Source organism: Streptomyces mutabilis (assembly GCF_014649815.1).
Lineage (GTDB): Bacteria > Actinomycetota > Actinomycetes > Streptomycetales > Streptomycetaceae > Streptomyces > Streptomyces mutabilis.
Genome location: NZ_BMTT01000002.1, coordinates 641271 through 658210, shown reverse-complemented (window position 1 = coordinate 658210; position 16940 = coordinate 641271). Strand labels below are relative to the sequence as shown.

At 71.5% G+C, this 16940-nt stretch carries 17 protein-coding genes; 10 read left to right on the top strand and 7 right to left on the bottom strand.

Annotated elements, in window-relative coordinates; translation table 11 throughout:
- The first annotated feature begins 98 nt into the window (after window positions 1-98).
- Window positions 99-548: a hypothetical protein gene (locus tag IE142_RS07265; protein WP_191884898.1), complete on the top strand. Its 450-nt coding sequence runs from the start codon at window positions 99-101 to the stop codon at window positions 546-548.
- A 97-nt stretch (window positions 549-645) separates the two neighbouring features.
- Window positions 646-1209 (top strand): hypothetical protein, encoded by a 564-nt coding sequence (locus IE142_RS07260; protein ID WP_229830215.1) that lies wholly within the window; start codon window positions 646-648, stop codon window positions 1207-1209.
- Here IE142_RS07260 and IE142_RS07255 read toward each other — a convergent pair.
- Window positions 1193-1699: a DUF2165 domain-containing protein gene (locus tag IE142_RS07255; RefSeq protein WP_043381516.1), complete on the bottom strand. Its 507-nt coding sequence runs from the start codon at window positions 1697-1699 to the stop codon at window positions 1193-1195. The genes IE142_RS07260 and IE142_RS07255 overlap by 17 nt on opposite strands.
- Window positions 1700-1750: 51 nt before the next feature.
- Between IE142_RS07255 and IE142_RS36370 the strand changes: the two genes are divergently transcribed.
- Together IE142_RS36370 and IE142_RS36365 are read left to right on the top strand one after the other, a co-directional pair.
- A complete protein-coding gene (locus IE142_RS36370; protein ID WP_229830213.1) occupies window positions 1751-2101 on the top strand; it encodes a hypothetical protein in 351 nt (116 codons plus the stop codon).
- Window positions 2029-2394 (top strand): hypothetical protein, encoded by a 366-nt coding sequence (locus tag IE142_RS36365; RefSeq protein ID WP_229830212.1) that lies wholly within the window; start codon window positions 2029-2031, stop codon window positions 2392-2394. The genes IE142_RS36370 and IE142_RS36365 overlap by 73 nt, the downstream gene beginning before the upstream one ends.
- A gap of 686 nt (window positions 2395-3080) precedes the next feature.
- On the opposite strand, the gene IE142_RS07245 is transcribed toward IE142_RS36365, so the two are convergent.
- Entirely contained in the window at window positions 3081-3428 is a 348-nt protein-coding gene (locus IE142_RS07245) for a DoxX family protein (RefSeq protein ID WP_191884897.1), read from the bottom strand.
- A gap of 93 nt (window positions 3429-3521) precedes the next feature.
- Between IE142_RS07245 and IE142_RS07240 the strand changes: the two genes are divergently transcribed.
- The 3 genes from IE142_RS07240 (at window position 3522) to IE142_RS07230 (ending at window position 6123) form a co-directional block, all read left to right on the top strand.
- Window positions 3522-4430: a LysR family transcriptional regulator gene (locus IE142_RS07240; RefSeq protein WP_191884896.1), complete on the top strand. Its 909-nt coding sequence runs from the start codon at window positions 3522-3524 to the stop codon at window positions 4428-4430.
- 100 nt (window positions 4431-4530) lie between these two features.
- Complete coding sequence (locus IE142_RS07235) at window positions 4531-5646, top strand: ADP-ribosylglycohydrolase family protein (protein ID WP_191884895.1); 1116 nt, start codon at window positions 4531-4533, stop codon at window positions 5644-5646.
- A gap of 66 nt (window positions 5647-5712) precedes the next feature.
- Window positions 5713-6123 carry a VOC family protein gene (locus IE142_RS07230; protein WP_191884894.1) on the top strand — a complete coding sequence of 137 codons (411 nt, stop codon included), beginning with the start codon at window positions 5713-5715 and terminating at the stop codon, window positions 6121-6123.
- A 194-nt stretch (window positions 6124-6317) separates the two neighbouring features.
- Here the strand turns inward: IE142_RS07230 and IE142_RS07225 are convergent, their stop codons facing one another.
- From IE142_RS07225 to IE142_RS07215, 3 genes are all read right to left on the bottom strand, one after another.
- A complete protein-coding gene (locus tag IE142_RS07225) occupies window positions 6318-7904 on the bottom strand; it encodes a sodium:solute symporter family protein (protein ID WP_191884893.1) in 1587 nt (528 codons plus the stop codon).
- 214 nt (window positions 7905-8118) lie between these two features.
- Window positions 8119-10026 (bottom strand): DUF8823 domain-containing protein, encoded by a 1908-nt coding sequence (locus tag IE142_RS07220; RefSeq protein ID WP_191884892.1) that lies wholly within the window; start codon window positions 10024-10026, stop codon window positions 8119-8121.
- 191 nt (window positions 10027-10217) lie between these two features.
- Window positions 10218-12683, bottom strand: a complete 2466-nt coding sequence (locus IE142_RS07215) for a D-alanyl-D-alanine carboxypeptidase (protein WP_229830210.1) — start codon at window positions 12681-12683, stop codon at window positions 10218-10220.
- A 189-nt stretch (window positions 12684-12872) separates the two neighbouring features.
- Here IE142_RS07215 and IE142_RS07210 point away from each other — a divergent pair, with 189 nt between their 5' ends.
- The 3 genes from IE142_RS07210 to IE142_RS07200 all read left to right on the top strand — a co-directional run bounded on the left by IE142_RS07210 (window position 12873) and on the right by IE142_RS07200 (window position 15173).
- Complete coding sequence (locus IE142_RS07210; protein WP_100047997.1) at window positions 12873-13631, top strand: GOLPH3/VPS74 family protein; 759 nt, start codon at window positions 12873-12875, stop codon at window positions 13629-13631.
- Between the two features lie 315 nt (window positions 13632-13946).
- Window positions 13947-14804, top strand: coding sequence for a helix-turn-helix domain-containing protein (locus tag IE142_RS07205; protein ID WP_191884891.1), 858 nt, complete (start codon window positions 13947-13949; stop codon window positions 14802-14804).
- Window positions 14805-14981: 177 nt separating this feature from the next.
- The gene (locus IE142_RS07200; protein WP_043381490.1) at window positions 14982-15173 is read left to right on the top strand and encodes a DUF397 domain-containing protein; all 192 of its coding nucleotides are present in this window, start codon (window positions 14982-14984) and stop codon (window positions 15171-15173) included.
- Window positions 15174-15343: 170 nt separating this feature from the next.
- On the opposite strand, the gene IE142_RS07195 is transcribed toward IE142_RS07200, so the two are convergent.
- Together IE142_RS07195 and IE142_RS07190 are read right to left on the bottom strand one after the other, a co-directional pair.
- Complete coding sequence (locus tag IE142_RS07195) at window positions 15344-15865, bottom strand: glutathione peroxidase (RefSeq protein ID WP_229830207.1); 522 nt, start codon at window positions 15863-15865, stop codon at window positions 15344-15346.
- Window positions 15866-15874: 9 nt separating this feature from the next.
- The gene (locus IE142_RS07190; protein ID WP_191884890.1) at window positions 15875-16873 is read right to left on the bottom strand and encodes an ArsR/SmtB family transcription factor; all 999 of its coding nucleotides are present in this window, start codon (window positions 16871-16873) and stop codon (window positions 15875-15877) included.
- Window positions 16874-16940 lie beyond the last annotated feature (67 nt).

The window sequence follows — 16940 nt, the reverse complement described above, 5'->3', positions numbered from 1 at the left end:
AACGAGGTCGGGCAGCGGGCACGCTCGGAGCTCGTCAGCGGGCGGCCGACGCGGTCGCACAGCCGCTCGGCCAGGCGTCCGTGGACGTGTCCCAGGACATGGGACACCCGCCTCGCACCCGTGGGGTCGATCGCGGTCAGCGATGCCACGAACACTGCTCGTGGTCCTTCGCCGACCGGAAGGAGGCGTACCTGCGGCACCGGACCGAGGGCCGGCAGCGGTGGTACACGGCGAGGGCGGCATCGAACGTCCGCGACGCGCGCCGATGGCGCCTCGTGCTCATCTGGTCGAGGGGCTCGGCCTCACGGCCGTGTTCCTGCGGCTGCTCGGGCTCTTCACGTTCGACCTGGCGGGTGTTTTCGCCGCCGTACTGGGTTGCGGGCTCGGCCTGGCTCGCCGTCCGGCGGCACGAGACGCTCGGCCGCGCCTGCACCTTCGCCGCCACCGAGCTGAGCGTGATCCATGAGCGGCTGGCGAAGGTCCCCGACGCCGAGGAGGCGATCAGCCGCGAGCACACGATGTGGCGGGCCTCCCGGGGAGCGGGCTGACGGCGCGGTAGCGGGGCCGGGCACGCGGAACGGTCACAGTAGGATGATCGGACCCCCGGTGTGCTCGGGGTTCTCGTAGCTGAGGAGATGCGTGCCCGTGCCAGCCCGACTTCCCTCATGGGCCTGGGTCTCCGGTCTGACCGTGGGGGCGATCGCGGCGGTGAGCGTCCTGGCCGTGCAGGCGGACCAGGGACCCCATCCCACCGCCGTGGCGACCAGGCCGAGCCCTTCGGCGTCGGCGGACGCGAAGCCGTCGCCCAAGGAGACCGCGCCGGCCCCGGTACCCGACGGCTCCGGCACCGGCCGTCGCATCGTGTACTCCCTCGACCAGAAACGGGTCTGGCTGGTCGACGCGAGCGACGCCGCACGGCGGACGTTCACCGTGTGGCCGGGCACGGTCAGCCCCGACCCGGGCACCTACACGGTCGGGAGCCGCACCGAGGGGGCCACGACCGGATCCGACGGTGTACAGATCGAGCAGATCGTCTACTTCGCCCAGGAGGACGGCGTCTCCGTCGCCTTCTCCAACGCCGTCGACGGCTCCTCGCCCCCTCCGCCCGCCTCCGGTACGAAGACGGGCGGCATACGGCTGCGGAAGGCGGACGGCGCGGCGGTCTGGGCCTTCGCGACGTCCGGTACGAAGGTCATGGTCGTCGGCTAGCGTCCGCCTCGCCGGGCGTCAGTTGGGCGACGATCAGTACGACCCCGCTGATCAGGAAGATCCGGGTCGCGGCGTCCAGCCCGTTCCAGTCCGCCGACTGCCACATCGAGAACCACTCCCCGCCGATCCCGATGAACCCGGCACCGAAGAGCAGCATCAGCATGAGAGTGCCGTAGGTGGTCATGCGCCGCGCGGCCGCGTGGTCCCGGCGTATCCACAGCCAGGTGGCGTAGATCAGCACGAGCGCCGAAACCGTCTCCCACACGATGATCGCGACGTACGCGGCGTCCTGGACGCCCTCGTTCGTGATCGCCCGCCACATCAGGTCGTCGTCCTTGAACGTCGTGTCCATAGCGAGGACGTGACGCACGAACTGCTGGTTGGTGCCGAAGTCGGTGATGTTCCCGAAAGCGACCAAGGCGATGTAGAGGGCGAGGACCGCGGTGAGGACGGTGGCGGCGAGGGGCAGGGTGCGTTGGGTGTTGGCCATGGGAGCACTATGGCGAAGTCCGGTGCGCCCGGGGCGGGTAGGGTCCGAGAAGTGATCTCTTCGAAGCGTTCCGTCGACGAGCTGCCAGGCGATCCGCGCCGCCTGAACTTGGAGTACCGCTCCTGGCACTTCGTCAGCTCGGCAGGAGACCGGAACGGCTTCGACGAATGGCACGTGTCGGTCTGGTCGAACCGATTCCTGGACCGGCCCAAGTGGTCGGCGACGGAGACCGTCCAGGACGACATCGGTTCGATGCGGTTGTTCCGGATGCGGATGGACGACCGGTTCAGTCCCTTCCCGTTCGCCGACGCGGAGAGCCATGAACGGGCTTGTCCAACCTGGTCCTCGGCGTCTACGACCTGGGCGGGGGCGGCTACCGCCAGGAGTTCCGGGACGCCGTGACGTCCGCCGACGGGGACCTCCTCGTCCTGTTCGACGTACGCCTCGACGAGGCGTGGCGGGGCTTCGGCCTGGGCCCGGTCCTCGTCTCCGAGGCGATCTGGACTCTGGCCGACGGTTGCAGCGCCGTCATCGCCGCCGACCCGCTGTGGGAGAGCGTCGGCTTCCGGCGTCGTGTCGATCCGCTCGGCCACCTCATGGATCCCGCGACCGAGGAGGCACGCGACCTGCGCAACGAGCGGCGCAAGGACCTCGACGCGCTGGCCGACGCCTACCGCGAGTCGCTCCGCCGCTGAACGGCCACGAACGAGCGCCGGGGAGCGAACCCTGACGTCCGGCCTGCCTGAGGAGCCGACCCGCCACCCGGCGGCATTCCCGGAACGCCCCCCAACCGCCGCCCCCCGGTCCTGTCCGTGGGCTGCCATCGGCTCTTGGCCCTGCCCGCGCCCTGCTCGCCGGCCCGCGCTGTACCGAGCGAGCCTGCCCACCGCCCCCGGCCTCGTCCGAGTCCCGTCCACCGGCTTTCTTCTGTCCGAGCCGTGCCCACTGGCCTCCGGTTCTGGCTGCGTCGCGCTCACCGGCCCGCACCGTAGCGATCCCTTCCAGGCTTGCGACGGCTGCGCACGTGCCATTCGTGGCCCGTGCGCGGGCCGTTGCCGTGGCTGCTGCTGGCTTCGTAGGTGGGGGCGGCCACCACTCGTGGACGAGTTGGGCAGCACTTGTCGATCACCGAGCAGTGAAATGTCGATGAGAAGCACCCCAGTGGTGTCCGAACTCGGCGATATCATTCTCCGCCAGCACCGGGCGGTGTCGCCGTCGATCGGCAACCGGTGCGAAACGCACTGACAGAGCCACTGCTGCCGTGCCGCGGAGCATGTGGCTGCACAAGACGTGAACACTCGGCTGGAAAGTGTCCTGCAGCACCTCAAATGAGCGGCCCAAGGACAGATCCCACCCAAGTGCTCACGTCTTCTTCTTCGGCTCACATGGTCACCAGGACCAGCACGGCCGTGTTCAGGGCCAGGTACCCGATGGGGAACGCGATGTTGTGGAAGACCCGCGCGCGGATGTGCGCGGCGACCGCGCCGACGAAGAAGAGGACGAGGCCGGCCGCGGCGGCGACGCCGAGGGGCCGGACGCCCAGGAGACCCGCGAGGAGCCCGGCGGCCCCGGCGGCCTTGAGTCCCGCGAGCCCCGGTAGCCACACCGCGGGCACTTCCACCTCGGCCGAGTTGGCGAGGACGAACCGCGCCCGCTTCAGGTCCGCGAGGGCGATCCCGGCATTGGCGATGATGGCGACGATGGTGACGATCACGTGAGCCGTGGACACGGCGGGCTCCTTCCAGCCGTTCTTCCGAGGGCCACCACCAGCCTCGCCGCGGGTTCCCGCGACGTCCAATACCTGCACCCATAACCTGGTGGCATGGATGTCGACACGCGTCTGCTGCGCTACTTCGCGGTCGTGGCGGAGGAGGGCAACCTGACCCGGGCCGCCGAGAGGTTGTACGTCTCCCAGCCCGCGCTGACCAAGCAGATCCGGCGGCTGGAGACAGGACTCGGGGTGGACCTCTTCACCCGGTCGCGGACCGGTATGGCCCTCACCGAACCGGGGCGGACGCTGGCGCGACGGGCCCCCGCCCTGCTGGCCGGGTGGGACGCGGCGTTGCGCGAGACGAGGTCCGCGGCGAGCCGGGCGGCCCGTGTCCTGCGGGTGGGATTCCTTGCCAGCGCCGCCAACGAGGCGACACAGCCGATCGTCACCGAGTTCGCCCGGCGTCGGCCGGGCTGGCGGGCCGACATGAGGCAGGCCGCCTGGTCGAACCCCTCCGCCGGACTCACCGACTCGGACGTCGACGTCGCGCTGGTGCGCCTGCCGTTCCCGGGCCAGGAAGCACTGCGGGTGCTGCCTCTGTTCAGCGAACCCCGCTGCGTCGCACTGGCCGAGACCCACCCGTTGGCCGCCCGGGAGACGATCGCCTTCCGCGAACTGTGGGACGAGCCCTTCGTCACGGCCCCGCCCGAGACGGGCCGCTGGCGGGAGTACTGGCTGGCAGCTGAGGAGCGAGACGGCCACCCGGTCCGCGTCGGCGCCGTCACCGAGCACCCGGACGACTGGCTCACCGCGATCGCCAACGGCTACGGCATCGCCCTCGCCCCTGAGTCCGCCGCCCGCTTCTACACCCGGCCCGGTGTCGTCTACCGTCCCCTCACCGGGGTCGGCCCCAGCCGGGTCGCGGTCGCCTGGGCCCCCGCCGACGACGACACGCCCGTCGTCCAGGACTTCGTCCGCTGCTGCCGCGACGCGCACAGCGACCGGCCCGACAGCTCGTGAACGTCTCCACACCGTTGCGGCCCTGAACCGGCCCGCCTCGTTCGAATACAGTGCTGGGCGTCGTACGTACGGACCGCGTCGGTGTCGAAGGGAGGTCCTGGTGGACGCGACCGCCGGTGCCGTCTGGGGGCGCGCCGAGCAGCAGGACTTCCGCAGCAGGGTACGCGGGACACTGCTCGGCGTGGCCGTCGGCGACGCCTTCGGCGCACCCGTCGACGGGCTGGACCTCGACGACGTTCGCCGGGCGCACGGCGCGGAGGGTCTGACCGACCCGGCGCCCGCCTACGGCCGGCGCGGCGCCGTCACCCACCTCACCCAGCTCACCCTGTTCTCCGTGGACGGGCTGATCCGCGCCCAGGTACGCCGCGACACCGGCGCCTGGCACCCGCCGACCGACCTGCACCGGGCGTACCGGCGCTGGGCCGCCACCCAGCGCGACTGGGGGCCCGACCTGCGGCGCGAGGAGGACGGTTGGCTCGCCCGCGAGGAGTGGCTGTACGCCCGCCGGGACGCGACCCGGGCGCTGCTGCTCGGACTCGGCGACGAGACGATGGGTACGCCCCAGGCGCCGAAGAACCCCGGAGAGCGCGGCGCGGAGGCCGCCGCCCGCTCGGCGCCGTTCGGGCTGCTGGTCGGCTGGGAACCGCAACTGGTCGCCCAGCTCGCCGTGGAGTGCGCGGCGCAGACCCACGGCCACCCCGACGGCTACCTGGCGGCGGGCGCGTACGCCGTGATCGTGCACGGGCTGGCGCGCGGGGACAGCATGGACGCCGCCGTGCAGCGGGCGCTCGCCCTGCTCGCCGCCCGTCCAGGACACGAACCCGTGGCCGCCGCCCTCCAGCACGCGCTGGGCGCGGTCCGGCAGGGGCTGCCGACGGCGGAACGCGTGAGCGAGCTGATCGGAGAGGGAACCGCGGAAGGGCTCGTCGGCGCCGCCGTGTACTGCGCCCTCGTCGGCGAGGACGTACGGCACGGGCTGCGGCTAGCCGTCAACCACGGCGGTCCCTCCGCCGCGGCCGGCGCCCTGACGGGCGGACTGCTCGGCGCCCTGCACGGCGAAACGGCGCTCCCGCCCGCCTGGCTGGCCGAGCTGGAGGGCCGCCCGACGATCCTGGAACTGGCCGACGACTTCGCGATGGAGATGACCCAGGGCCCCGCCCTGCACGGCCCGGCGGGCTCGTCCCCCGGGTGGCTGGCGCGCTACCCGCGGGCCTGACGGCAGTCTCCGCGGGAGTCAGGAACCGAGAAGCGCCGGTCACCGGCCACGGATAGCGTGACGGGCATGGACCTCAGCATTCACACCACCGTCCTCCCGCACGACGACCCGGACGCGGCGGTCGCCTTCTACCGGGACGTCCTGGGCTTCGAGGTGCGCAAGGACGTCGGGCAGGGCGCGATGCGCTGGATCACCGTCGGCCCGGTGGGTCAGCCCGACACCTCCCTGCTCCTGGCGCCGCCCGCGATCGACCCCGGCATCACCGACGCCGAACGCCGAACGGTCACCGAGATGATGGCCAAGGGCACCTACGGGTGGATCCTCCTCGCCACCAAGGACCTCGACGGCACCTTCGAGAAGGTGCGCGCCCACGACGCCGAGATCGTCCAGGAGCCGACCGAGCAGCCGTACGGCGTCCGCGACTGCGCCTTCCGCGACCCGGCCGGCAACCAGATCCGCATCCAGGAAGTGCGCTGAGCCCCGCCGAGGTCCCTTCAGCGGCTGGTCGCAGAGCGGGGAGGGACCGACCAGCACGCTGGTCCACGGAGGTGCGGTCTTCGTCACCTTCGAGGACGGTTCCGTGGTCTCCACGTACGCCCCCTAGGCGCCTGTCGGGCAGGCGCCGAGGGCGTACGTGGAGACCGGGCCGCGGCGGGCCGACCGGAGCCGGCTCAGTCCGTGGACGACCGGGCCGTCCCCACCACGCCTTGCGCTTCGCCCGCCGGCGTCGGGATCGCGGCCGCCGCGCCGGAGGCGTCGTCATCGCCGTCCGTGTTGACCCGCTCGATGATCGCGAGCCGTTCCGGCGTGTCCTCCGGCTTGAGGTAGCCGATCAGGACGTACAGGACCAGCGACACGGCCAGCGGGATCGACACCTGGTACTCCAGCGGCACTCCGCCCTCCACGTTCCAGTGGATCGGGTAGTTGATCAGCCAGAAGGCGAGCAGGCCGGCCGCCCAGCTGGTGAGCGCGGCGGTCGGGCCGGAGCGGCGGAAGGGCCGCAGCAGACCGAGCATCATCGGGATCGCGATCGGGCCCATCAGTCCGGCCACCCACTTGATCACGACGGTGATGATGTCCTTGAACGTCGGCGAGTCGACCTGCGTGGCCACCGCCATGGACAGCCCGAGGAAGACCACCGTGGTCAGGCGGGCCGCCAGCAGGCCGGACCGGGTGCCCCAGGCCCGCGCCCGCGCCGACAGCACCGGCGCCACGTCGCGGGTGAACACGGCCGCGATGGCGTTGGCGTCCGAGGAGCACATGGCCATGGTGTGCGAGAAGAAGCCGACGATGACCAGGCCCAGCAGCCCGTGCGGCAGCAACTGCTCGGTCATCAGCGCGTAGGAGTCCGAGCCGTCCGGCTTCTGCGACTCCACGAGCAGCGGAGACATCCACATCGGGAAGAACAGCACCAGCGGCCAGACCAGCCACAGCACCGCCGACAGCCGCGCGGAGCGGGTGGCCTCGCGGGCGTTGCTCGTGGCCATGTAGCGCTGGGCCTGGTTGAGCATGCCGCCGTTGTACTCGAAGAGCTTGATGAAGAGGTAGGCGAGCAGGAACACCGCACCGTACGGGCCGACCAGCGGTTCGGCGTGGCCCTGGAGTTCGGGTTCGTCCCAGACGCCGAAGAAGCCGCCGTGGTCGTCGAGCCTCACGACGACGGCGACGAACATCGCGACACCGGCCAGGAGCTGGATGACGAACTGGCCCAGCTCGGTCAGCGCGTCCGCCCACAGGCCGCCGATCGTGCAGTAGATGCCCGTGACGACGCCGGTGATCAGGATGCCCTGGTTGAGGGAGATGCCGGTGAAGACCGACAGCAGGGTGGCGATGGCAGCCCACTTCGCGGCCACGTCCACGATCTTCAGCAGCATCCCGGACCAGGCCAGGGCCTGCTGGGTGGGCAGGTTGTACCGGTTCTTGAGGTACTCCAGGGGAGAGGCCACGTGCAGCCGGGAGCGCAGCCGGTTGATGCGCGGCGCGAACAGGGTGGAGCCGATGGCGATGCCGAGCGCGATCGGGAAGGACCACGTCACGAAGGACGTCACGCCGTAGGTGTAGGCGATGCCCGCGTACCCGGTGAACATCACCGCGCTGTAGCCCGACATGTGGTGCGAGATGCCGGACAGCCACCAGGGCATCTTGCCGCCGGCCGTGAAGAAGTCGCTGACGTTGTCCACGCGTTTGTGCGACCAGACGCCGATCGCCACCATCACGGCGAAGTAGCCGATGAGCACGGACCAGTCGAGACCGTTCATGTGCCCCCTTCCGGGGTCCGCCTTGTGAACTCCGCTCAGCTGGTTGGCACTTCGCACGAGCGGGGTATGGGCGTGGCAGGCCGCGAAGTGCCCGCTCATCGTGGGTGCGACGACGCGGGCACGACAAGGAAGAGGAAGGTCAAGACCGAGTAAAAATGTTCGGCTCGCTGACCTCGGTTCACCTACATGAACGATTGGCGAGTCCGCCGACGGGCTACCTCAGCTCGTCCGGGCACGGCGTACCGCGCTTCAGGCCGTACGGCGACGCCAACCTGTACGTGCCCGCCTCGGGAGCGACCAGCGTCGTCCACTTGTCGCCCTCGGCGGTTTCCTCCGTCTCCGTCAGACAGCCGTTGACGTTGTCGTACGTCTTCGGCGTGCCCTCCGGGGCCTCCTCGGAGGCCTCCGTCTCACGGGGCGGGGCCAGCTTGTTGCCCTCGTCGTCGACGAGGCTCAGCCACGGTGAGTACGGCACACGGATCAGGATGCGGCCCGGCCGCTTCACGTCGATCGTCCACTCGTCCTGTCCGGCGCTCCGGACGACGGCGTCGGGTTCCGCCAGGGGCGTCGGGTCCAGCACCTGGAAGAGCTGCCAGTTGGCGTCCCCCCAGATCTGCTTCAGGTACGGCAGGCCCCGCTGGAGCAGCTCCCGCTCACGCTTGCCGCCGTCACCGTCCGGCTCGCCCTTGGGCAGCACCACGTAGTGCACGGCCCAGCGCTTCAGCCACTCGTGGTAGTTCGCCGAGTTGAGGGTGTCGTCGTAGAAGAGGGGGTTGCGCTCCATGTCGGCCTGACGGGTCCAGCCCCGGGCCAGGTTCACGTACGGCGCCAGCGCCGAGGCCTCGCGGTGGGAGCGGGCCGGAACGGCCTCCACCCGGCCCTTGCCCGCGCCGACCTCCTGCAACTCGTTGACGAGCGGTGCCAGCTCGCGCGCCCAGGACGCGGTCGGCTGGGTGTGGACGATGTCGTCGGCCGACTTGAAGCCGATCCAGCCCACGAAGCCGACGAGCGAGACCACGAGCGCGTACCACTTGCGGGACTTCGGCACCGTGAACGGCAGCGCGGCCACCAGCGCCACCCCGGCGAACAGCATCGCCAGGCGCGTGATGTTGGAACCGATCTGGGAGCTGATCAGCCAGACCAGCAGTACGGACAGGCCGTAGACCGCCGACGTGATCCGCACGGTCACCCAGGTGCTCGGCACGAACCAGAACACCAGCCCCGCGAACAGGACCGGCAGGACCGCCGAGCCGAAGGCCATCGGCTGGGTGCCGGAGAAGGGGAACAGCACGGCGGACAGCGCCACGACCGCGGCCGGCGCCAGCCCCAGCGACCACGCACCCGGACGGCGCTTCTGCAGGAACAGGGCCACCGCCACCAGGCCCACGAACAGGCCCGCGACGGGTGACGCCATGGTGGACAGCGCGGCCAGTGGAGCCGCGCACAGTCCCTTCGCCCACCGCCTGTGCCGCCAGCGGTGGGGCCAGCAGAACACCGCGGCGACCGCGCCCAGCCCGAACATCATGCCCAGCCCGAACGTCACCCGGCCCGACGCCGCGTTGCCCATCAGCCCGAACAGGCCCGCCAGTGACGCCCACAGGGGATTGCGGACCACCCGGCTGCGGATCAGGATCATCGTCAGCAGTCCGGCCGACAGCGTCCCCGCGATCATCATCGTCGTACGCACGCCGAGCACCGACATCAGGTACGGCGAGACCACGCTGTACGACACCGGGTGCATGCCGCCGTACCAGGCGAGGTTGTACGCGGAGTCCGGGTGCCGACCCACGAACTCCGCCCACGCGTCCTGCGCGGCGAGGTCGCCGCCACTGTTCGCGAACGTGAAGAACCAGGCGACGTGGAGGATGCCGGCGAGGGCGGTGACGGACAGCGCGGGGTGGCGCAGCATGCGCTCGCGCAAGGCCAGGAACGCCGCCTTCACCGCGGACGGCGCTTCCGGCTCGGCGCGGTCGCGGTCACGGCCGCCGTTCGCCGGACCATGACCGGCGTTCCCGTCCTCCGCGCTCTCCCCGTCCGCGCGGGGCGCGGGTACGCGTGGTCGCGGGCCGGCTCCCGGGCCCGGATCGGCGTCGTCGGCGCGTGTCGGCTCCGCAGTGGCCACCTGAAGGCACTCCCCGTGTCCCGTCTTCTCATTTCGGCCGCGTCCCGTTCCCGCGACCGGCGGCCTGCCCCGATTCGTGACGCTAGCACGCACGCCCGCACCGTGGGTTGTTCCCATGTGGGCAGCGAACACGCCCGCGGCCGGGCGGCCGCGGGGGCGTCACATCGCTCGGGGACCGGGTGCGCGGGCGGTCAGCCCAGGCGGGTCAGCTTGTCCGTGAAGGCGGGCTCCACGAGATCCTTCTGGAGGGCGACGGGAACCTTCACCGCACCGGCCGTGCCGCCGTCGCCCACGGTCAGCGTGCCGACCCTCGTGCCGGCGGCGGCCGTGTGCGGCACCTCGTCCGCGTCGAACGTCAGCTTCACCGTCAGGCCCGGCCAGCCCACGGCCTTGACGTCCTCGGCGGCGACGACCGGCGTCCGGCCGCCGAGGCCGTCGTCGACGTACCCGACGACGTCCCCCTTCTTCAGGATCGTGGCCGACTCCAGGACGTCCTGCGCGGCCCGGATCAGCTTGTCGCTGGAGTCGAGGGCGGCGGCGAGGATAACCTTGTCCGCGGTCGCGGGCTGGCGCACCACGGCTCCGACGATGGTCCGGGTCTCGCCGCCGACCTCCTTCTTCGCAGCGAAGACGAGGTTGCCGAGCGCGGAGGTGGTGGTGCCGGTCTTGATGCCGACGACGCCGTTGTGGCCGACGAGCTGGTTCCAGTTGGGGTGGTTGTTGCCCCTGTAGTCGTCGTACGACATCTTCTGGGCCACCTCGCGGAACGCGACCGACTCCATCGCCGCCTTGGCCAGCTTCACCTGGTCCACGGCCGTGCTCACCGTCGTGTCGTTCAGACCCGACGGATCGGTGTACGTGGTGTTGGTCATGCCGAGGTCCTTGGCAGCGGCGTTCATCTTCTCCACGAACGCCTTCTCCGACCCCGCGTCCCAGCGGGCGAGCAGCCGCGCCACGTTGTTCGCAGACGCGATCAGGATGGCGTCCAGGGCCTCGCGCTGGGAGATCTTGTCACCCGCGTACACGTTGACGGTCGACTCGTCGACCGCGTCCGACTGGTCCTCGGCCGCCTGGTCGATCTCGATCATCGGGCCGTCGGCGCCGCTCTTGAGCGGGTGGTCGCGCAGGATGACGTACGCCGTCATGACCTTGGCGACACTCGCGATCGGCACCGGCTTCTGCTCGCCGGACGAGCCGAAGGTGCCGATGCCCTGCACGTCCAGCGCGGCCTGCCCGCTGGACGGCCACGGGATCTCGGGCTTGCCGCCCTCGAAGGTGAAGCTGTCCTGCGCCGTGAGGTCCAGCTCCGGTGCGGGCAGCGGACGCATGGACTGCACCACGCCGAGGATGATCACCAGGAGCAGTACCAGCGGTGTCCAGATCTTGACCCGGCGCACCGTGGTCCGCAGCGGGGTCTCCGGGGGCGGCGGGGTGTTCGTCAGCTCCGCCAGCAGGTCCAGCGGCGGCTTCGGCGGCAGCGGCTGCTGCGTCGTCCGCTCGGGCCCGACGTGCGGTACGGCGGTGGTGGTTCCGGTACGGGGGGCCTGTGGGGCCTTGGGAAGCTCGGACGGCTCGGACGGTGCCTTCGCGGATTGCGGGGGCTTGCGCGTCGCAGGGTCGTCCGGATGCCGGAGCGCGACGAACTTGCTGGTCCGCTCGGCGTCACTCTCGGGCGCGGTGGCGGCGTCGCCCAGCTTCAGCATGGTCGTCGGCTGATCGACACCGCGCTCGGAGGGCCGTACGGCCTTGAAGACGGCGGTGGGCTGATCGACGGCCTCCTTCCCCGAGGCATCGGGGCCACCGCCCTCGCGGGAGCCGGCGGCCTCACCACCACGGTCCCGCCCAGCGGTGCCGGCAACCGAGGCGGCACGCGCGTCCGCGGGCGTCTTCCCGTCGCGGGATTCCCCGTCCGCACCGTCGGTGCCGGGGCCGTCCGTACCGTCCTCAGGGGCCGTCTCACCGCCCTCGCGCCCGAGCGTGGCCTTCGCGGCATCCCGGGACTCCCCGGAGCCCGCGTCAGCGTCCACGACGGGTTCCGAGGCGGCACCAGCCTCGTCCTCGTCCGTGTCGGCGCCCACACCGGCGTCCCGCCGGGCCGCCTCCACGGCCCCCGCGCCCGGCGTGTCCTCCGCGCCGTCCTCCGTCTCCTCGCGCCGCGCACCCGAGGCGGCCCGCTCCTCGGCGGTCGCCACCCACGCCGCGACGGCGTCCTTCAGCCGCCCGCCACCCGCGGCGGCGGGGCCCGCGGGCTCGTCGGCGGCGTCGGAGTCCTCGGGGCCGCCGGAAGCGGCGGACGACCCGGTCCTCCCGGACCCACGGGGGGCGACGGGCCCCTCGGAGGAGCCGCCCCCGGCGGAGCCTTCCACGTCGGCGCCGTCCTCGGCCGGCTCCCCGGTCTCCGCGTCGCGAACCGACAGCACCCGGGTGGCCGTGTCGACCCCGCCACGCGACCCCGCGGACTCCGCGGACGCCGCGGACCCGGCGGAGGCCGAAGGCGTCGCCGTCTCCCGCGCCACCGCCACCCGCGGATCACGCGTCTCGCTCGTCTCGGTCCTGGCTTCGGGAACCGGACCCGCGCTCCCCGACGTCGGTTCTTCCGACGACTCGTGCTGCTTCGACCTGTCGGGGGACTCGCCCGCCACCGATGCCTCCTCCATGCGCCGCACGCCTCGTGCGCGCTACCGAACCCGTACCGAAACCATGTACCAGTGTCCGGTGTACGGGTGGAACCCACGCGGTAGACGAGAACGACATACCTACTGGTTCCACTACGAACCGGTCACGCACCCTCGACAGACCAATGTGAGAGGGGTCACCCTGTCTGTCATCCACGCGGGGAGGCATGGATGGGCAGGAGCCGCAGAACACTTCCGGAGGAGCTTCTGCTGCTGGCGTTGGACCCGACCACGGGTACCACCGCACAGCCGCAGTCGCTCGACCTCGGTCTGGCCGGAGCGCAGCTGGTGGAGCTGGCGCTGGCCGGACGGATAGCCCCAGACGGGGATCGTATCGCCGTGGTGGCCCCACGGCCGACAGGAGATCCAACACTGGACTGCGCGTTGGAGTTGCTGCGAAGGCGTGGCGCTCCCGTACGGGCGGTCAACTGGATCGGCGGGCCCCGCCTGGGGCTGCGCCAGACCTATCTCTCGCATCTGGAGCGATGCGGCATGGTGCATGCCGTGGAGGGCCAGATGTGCGGGGTGCTGCCGACGACTCGCTACCAGGCGACGGACACGGCGATCAGCAGGGAGATCAAGGCCCGGCTGGACTCGGCGATCCGCACCGGCGTACCGCCGGACCCGCGGACCGCGGCGCTCGCCGCGCTGGCCCACGCGGTCGGTCTCGGCAAGCACCTCTACCCGGGCAACGAAGGACGCTCGTCACGGTCCCGCCTGCGGGACCTCATCCGGCACGACCCCATGGGCGGCCTGGTGGCGCACGCGGTGATGGACGTCCAGAACGGCGCGGCGGCCCAGCCACGCCGCAGCCCGGCACCGGCCGGCCGCCAGGCCGCGGGACCGGGCGCCAGGACGGCCCCGGAACCCGCCCGCGGTGTTCCGGCGCAACCACGCCACGGATCCATGGCGCGCGCGGTGGCCCACTGAGCCGCACGAGCCGTACCGCACCACAGCACCGACGCACACGCAGCACCGCACCGCCGCACTCTCAGTCCCCGAGCCCGGTAACGGGAGCCGCAGGTCCGCGCGGGGCGGTGGGACCGACCGTACGTCCGCGACAGCGGACAGCGGGATGGTTCCGCCGCCCCGCGCGGCCATGTGCGCGAGTGGCGACCCGAACTGGCGTGTACGCGGCGCATATCGACCGTTTCCCAGCGGTAGAAAGCACCTTGGTGGCAGTCTGCTCAGCAGCAGATACGCAAAGTGGCAGGTATGAGTCACGCAGCCGGAGGTGCACGTCCCGTGGCGTCCAATGTCAATCCCACCGTCAGGCGGCGCCGGCTGGGCCAGGAGCTGCGCCGGCTCCGCGAGCTCAAGGGCATGACGGCCGAGGAGGTGGCGGAGCGACTGCTAGTCTCGCAGTCGAAGATCAGCCGCCTGGAGAACGGCCGGCGCAGCATCAGCCAGCGCGACGTCCGCGACCTGTGCGGGGTGTACGAGGTCGAGGACCAGCGGATCGTGGACTCGCTGATGCAAATGGCGAAGGACTCGCGCCAGCAGGGCTGGTGGCACGCCTTCGGGGACATCCCGTACAGCGTCTACATCGGCCTTGAGACCGACGCGGAGTCGCTGCGGACCTACGAACCCCAGATCATCACCGGCCTGTTGCAGACCCGGTCCTACGCCGAGGCGCTCATCCAGGGCGCCCTGCCCGAGACGCCGGTCGCCGACGTCGAGAAACGGGTCCAGGTCCGGATACGGCGCCAGGAGCGCATCACCGCGGAGAACAACCCGCTGCGGCTGTGGGTGGTCCTCGACGAGGCGTGCCTGCGCCGGGTGGTGGGCAGCAGACAGGTGATGCGCGAACAGCTGGAACACGTCGCGGAGATGTCGCAGCTGCCGCACATCACCGTGCAGGTGCTGCCGTTCGACGTCGGAGCCCACCCCGGCATCAACGGGCAGTACTCGATCCTGGAGTTCGCCGACACCGCCGACTCCAGCGTCGTCTACATCGAGGGCGTCACCAGCGACCTGTACCTGGAGAAGGCGCAGGACGTGCAGAAGTACACGGTGATGTACGAGCACCTGCGGGCGCAGGCCCTGAACGTGGAGCAGTCGCGGCAGCGCATCGAGGACGTCGCGAAGGAGTACGCGCGCTGACGAGGCGGCGGGATGCTACACCCCGGATACGTCATTGTGGAAGAGTCGCCTGGAATATGCCATCCGGTCGGGTGAATGACTGCTCCGCTCAGTGAGGCCAGCGAGTAGCGTCGATCACGCCAAAGATCAAGCGTCATTGGCGTAAACCGCACTCAGCAACTCGCCACCGGAGCAGACATGGCAATTCTTCAGGGCGCCCAGGAATCGTGGACCAAGTCCTCCTACTCCGGAGGGAACGGCGCGTGCGTCGAGGTCCGGTCACCGGACACGGCGGCACTCGCGGTCCGCGACTCGAAGGTCGACGAGGGCCCGGTCCTGGCGTTCCCCGCCGACGCGTGGAACGCCTTCGTGACCTCGGTCAAGGAGTAACGGCCCGGGCGCCGTCCCCGGCACCGCCGACGGAGCCCTCTCGACCAGTTCGCCGACCTTGCCGAGAGGGCTCTGTTCATAGTCCCGGCCTCCGTCACCGGGCGGCCTGTCCGCCCGGCGACGACGACGCGCGGGCCCGCCCCAGGGGCAAGGCCAACCAACCCGCGCCCTCAGTCCGCGAGCCGTGCCTCCACCGCCGCCACGACCTCGGCCGCCTCCGGCTCGGTCTGCGGCGCGAACCGGGCGGCGACCTTGCCGTCCCGCCCGATCAGGAACTTCTCGAAGTTCCAGCGGACGTCACCGCTGTGGCCCTCGGCGTCCGCGAAGCCCGTGAGCCGGTCGTACAGCGGATGCCGGCCCGCCCCGTTGACCTCCACCTTCTCGGTCATCGGGAAGGTGACGCCGTACGTCGCCGAACAGAACTCGGCGATCTCGTCGGCACCGCCCGGCTCCTGGCCCATGAACTGGTTGCACGGCACGCCGAGCACGGTGAAGCCCTGCTCCGCGTACCGCTCGTGCAGCCGCTCCAGGCCCGAGTACTGCGGAGTGAGCCCGCACTTGGAGGCCACGTTGACCACCAGTACGACCCGGCCCGTGTACTGGGAGAGGTCCGCGGACCCGCCCTGGAGGGCGCCGATCTCGACGTCGAGGGGGAGGCTGTCGTCCTTGCGCGCGTTCTGTGAGGTCGTCATGGGCGGATGCTAGCCCCGCGACATGTCACACCCCTCGTCCGCCGCCCCTCCGCCCGCCTCGACGAGCACCTCCCCGGCCGCCGTCCGCGAGTACAGCACCGACCGGCCCGCCCGCCGCCGCTCCACCAGCCCCGCGTCGAGCAGCACCCGCAGGTGGCGCCCGACCGACCCGAGCCCCTGCCCGGTCACCCCGACCAGCTGGCTGGTGCTCATGGGGGAGCCGAGCAGCGTGAGCACGCCCGCGCGGGCCGGTCCGAGCAGCGCGCCGAGGGCGGCGGGCGGGCGCCGGGCACCGTCGTCCGCGAGGGCACCCGTGCACGGGTAGACCACCGCGTACCGCTCGGGCTCCTCCCACGCCACCCAGCCGTGCCGCTGCGCAGTGACGGGGACGAGGATCAGCTCGGCGCCGGACAGGTCGCGGGGCGGGTAGGGGTTCGAGTTGATCTGGAGCCGGCTGTCGCCGAGCCAGCGGGTGCCGGGCCGCAGGGCGTCCAGCACCGCAGCCCAGCCGCCCCGGCTCACCTGCGCGGTCCGCGCGACGACATCGGCCTCCAGGACACGACGGCGCCGGTCCCAGTCCGGCCGTACCGCCCCCGCCCAGACGTCCTCCAGCAGCGCGGCGGCCCGCTCGGGCAGGTCGTCGCGGTCCAGGGCGGCGGGGAGCCGGCGCCCGAGGCAGACCGCGAGGTCGGCGCGGGCCTCGTCGGGGCGGGTCGCCCGGATCCGCGCGACGCCCTCCTCGAAGCTCTCGCCCTCGCCCGGCGCAGGGGTGAGGAAGTCGGCGATCCACTCCCGGCCGAGGCCCGAACGGACGAGCAGCGCGGTCACGGGGTCGTCCGCGAGCCGACGCCGGTGCGCGGGCAGGTGGGTGTCGAGCCAGGCGCGTTCGCCGGGGTGCGCGGCCACACCGGCGTGCAGCAGCTTCAGGCACGCGAAGGTCTCGGCGAGCGGGGAGACGACGAAGCGGCTGCGGGCGAGCGTGTCGGCGTTGATCTGCCACCAGCCCATGCGGTCCGCCCAGTCCCCCGTGAAGTTTCGCCTCCACGCGAAACGATAACGGCCGACCGCCGGTCCG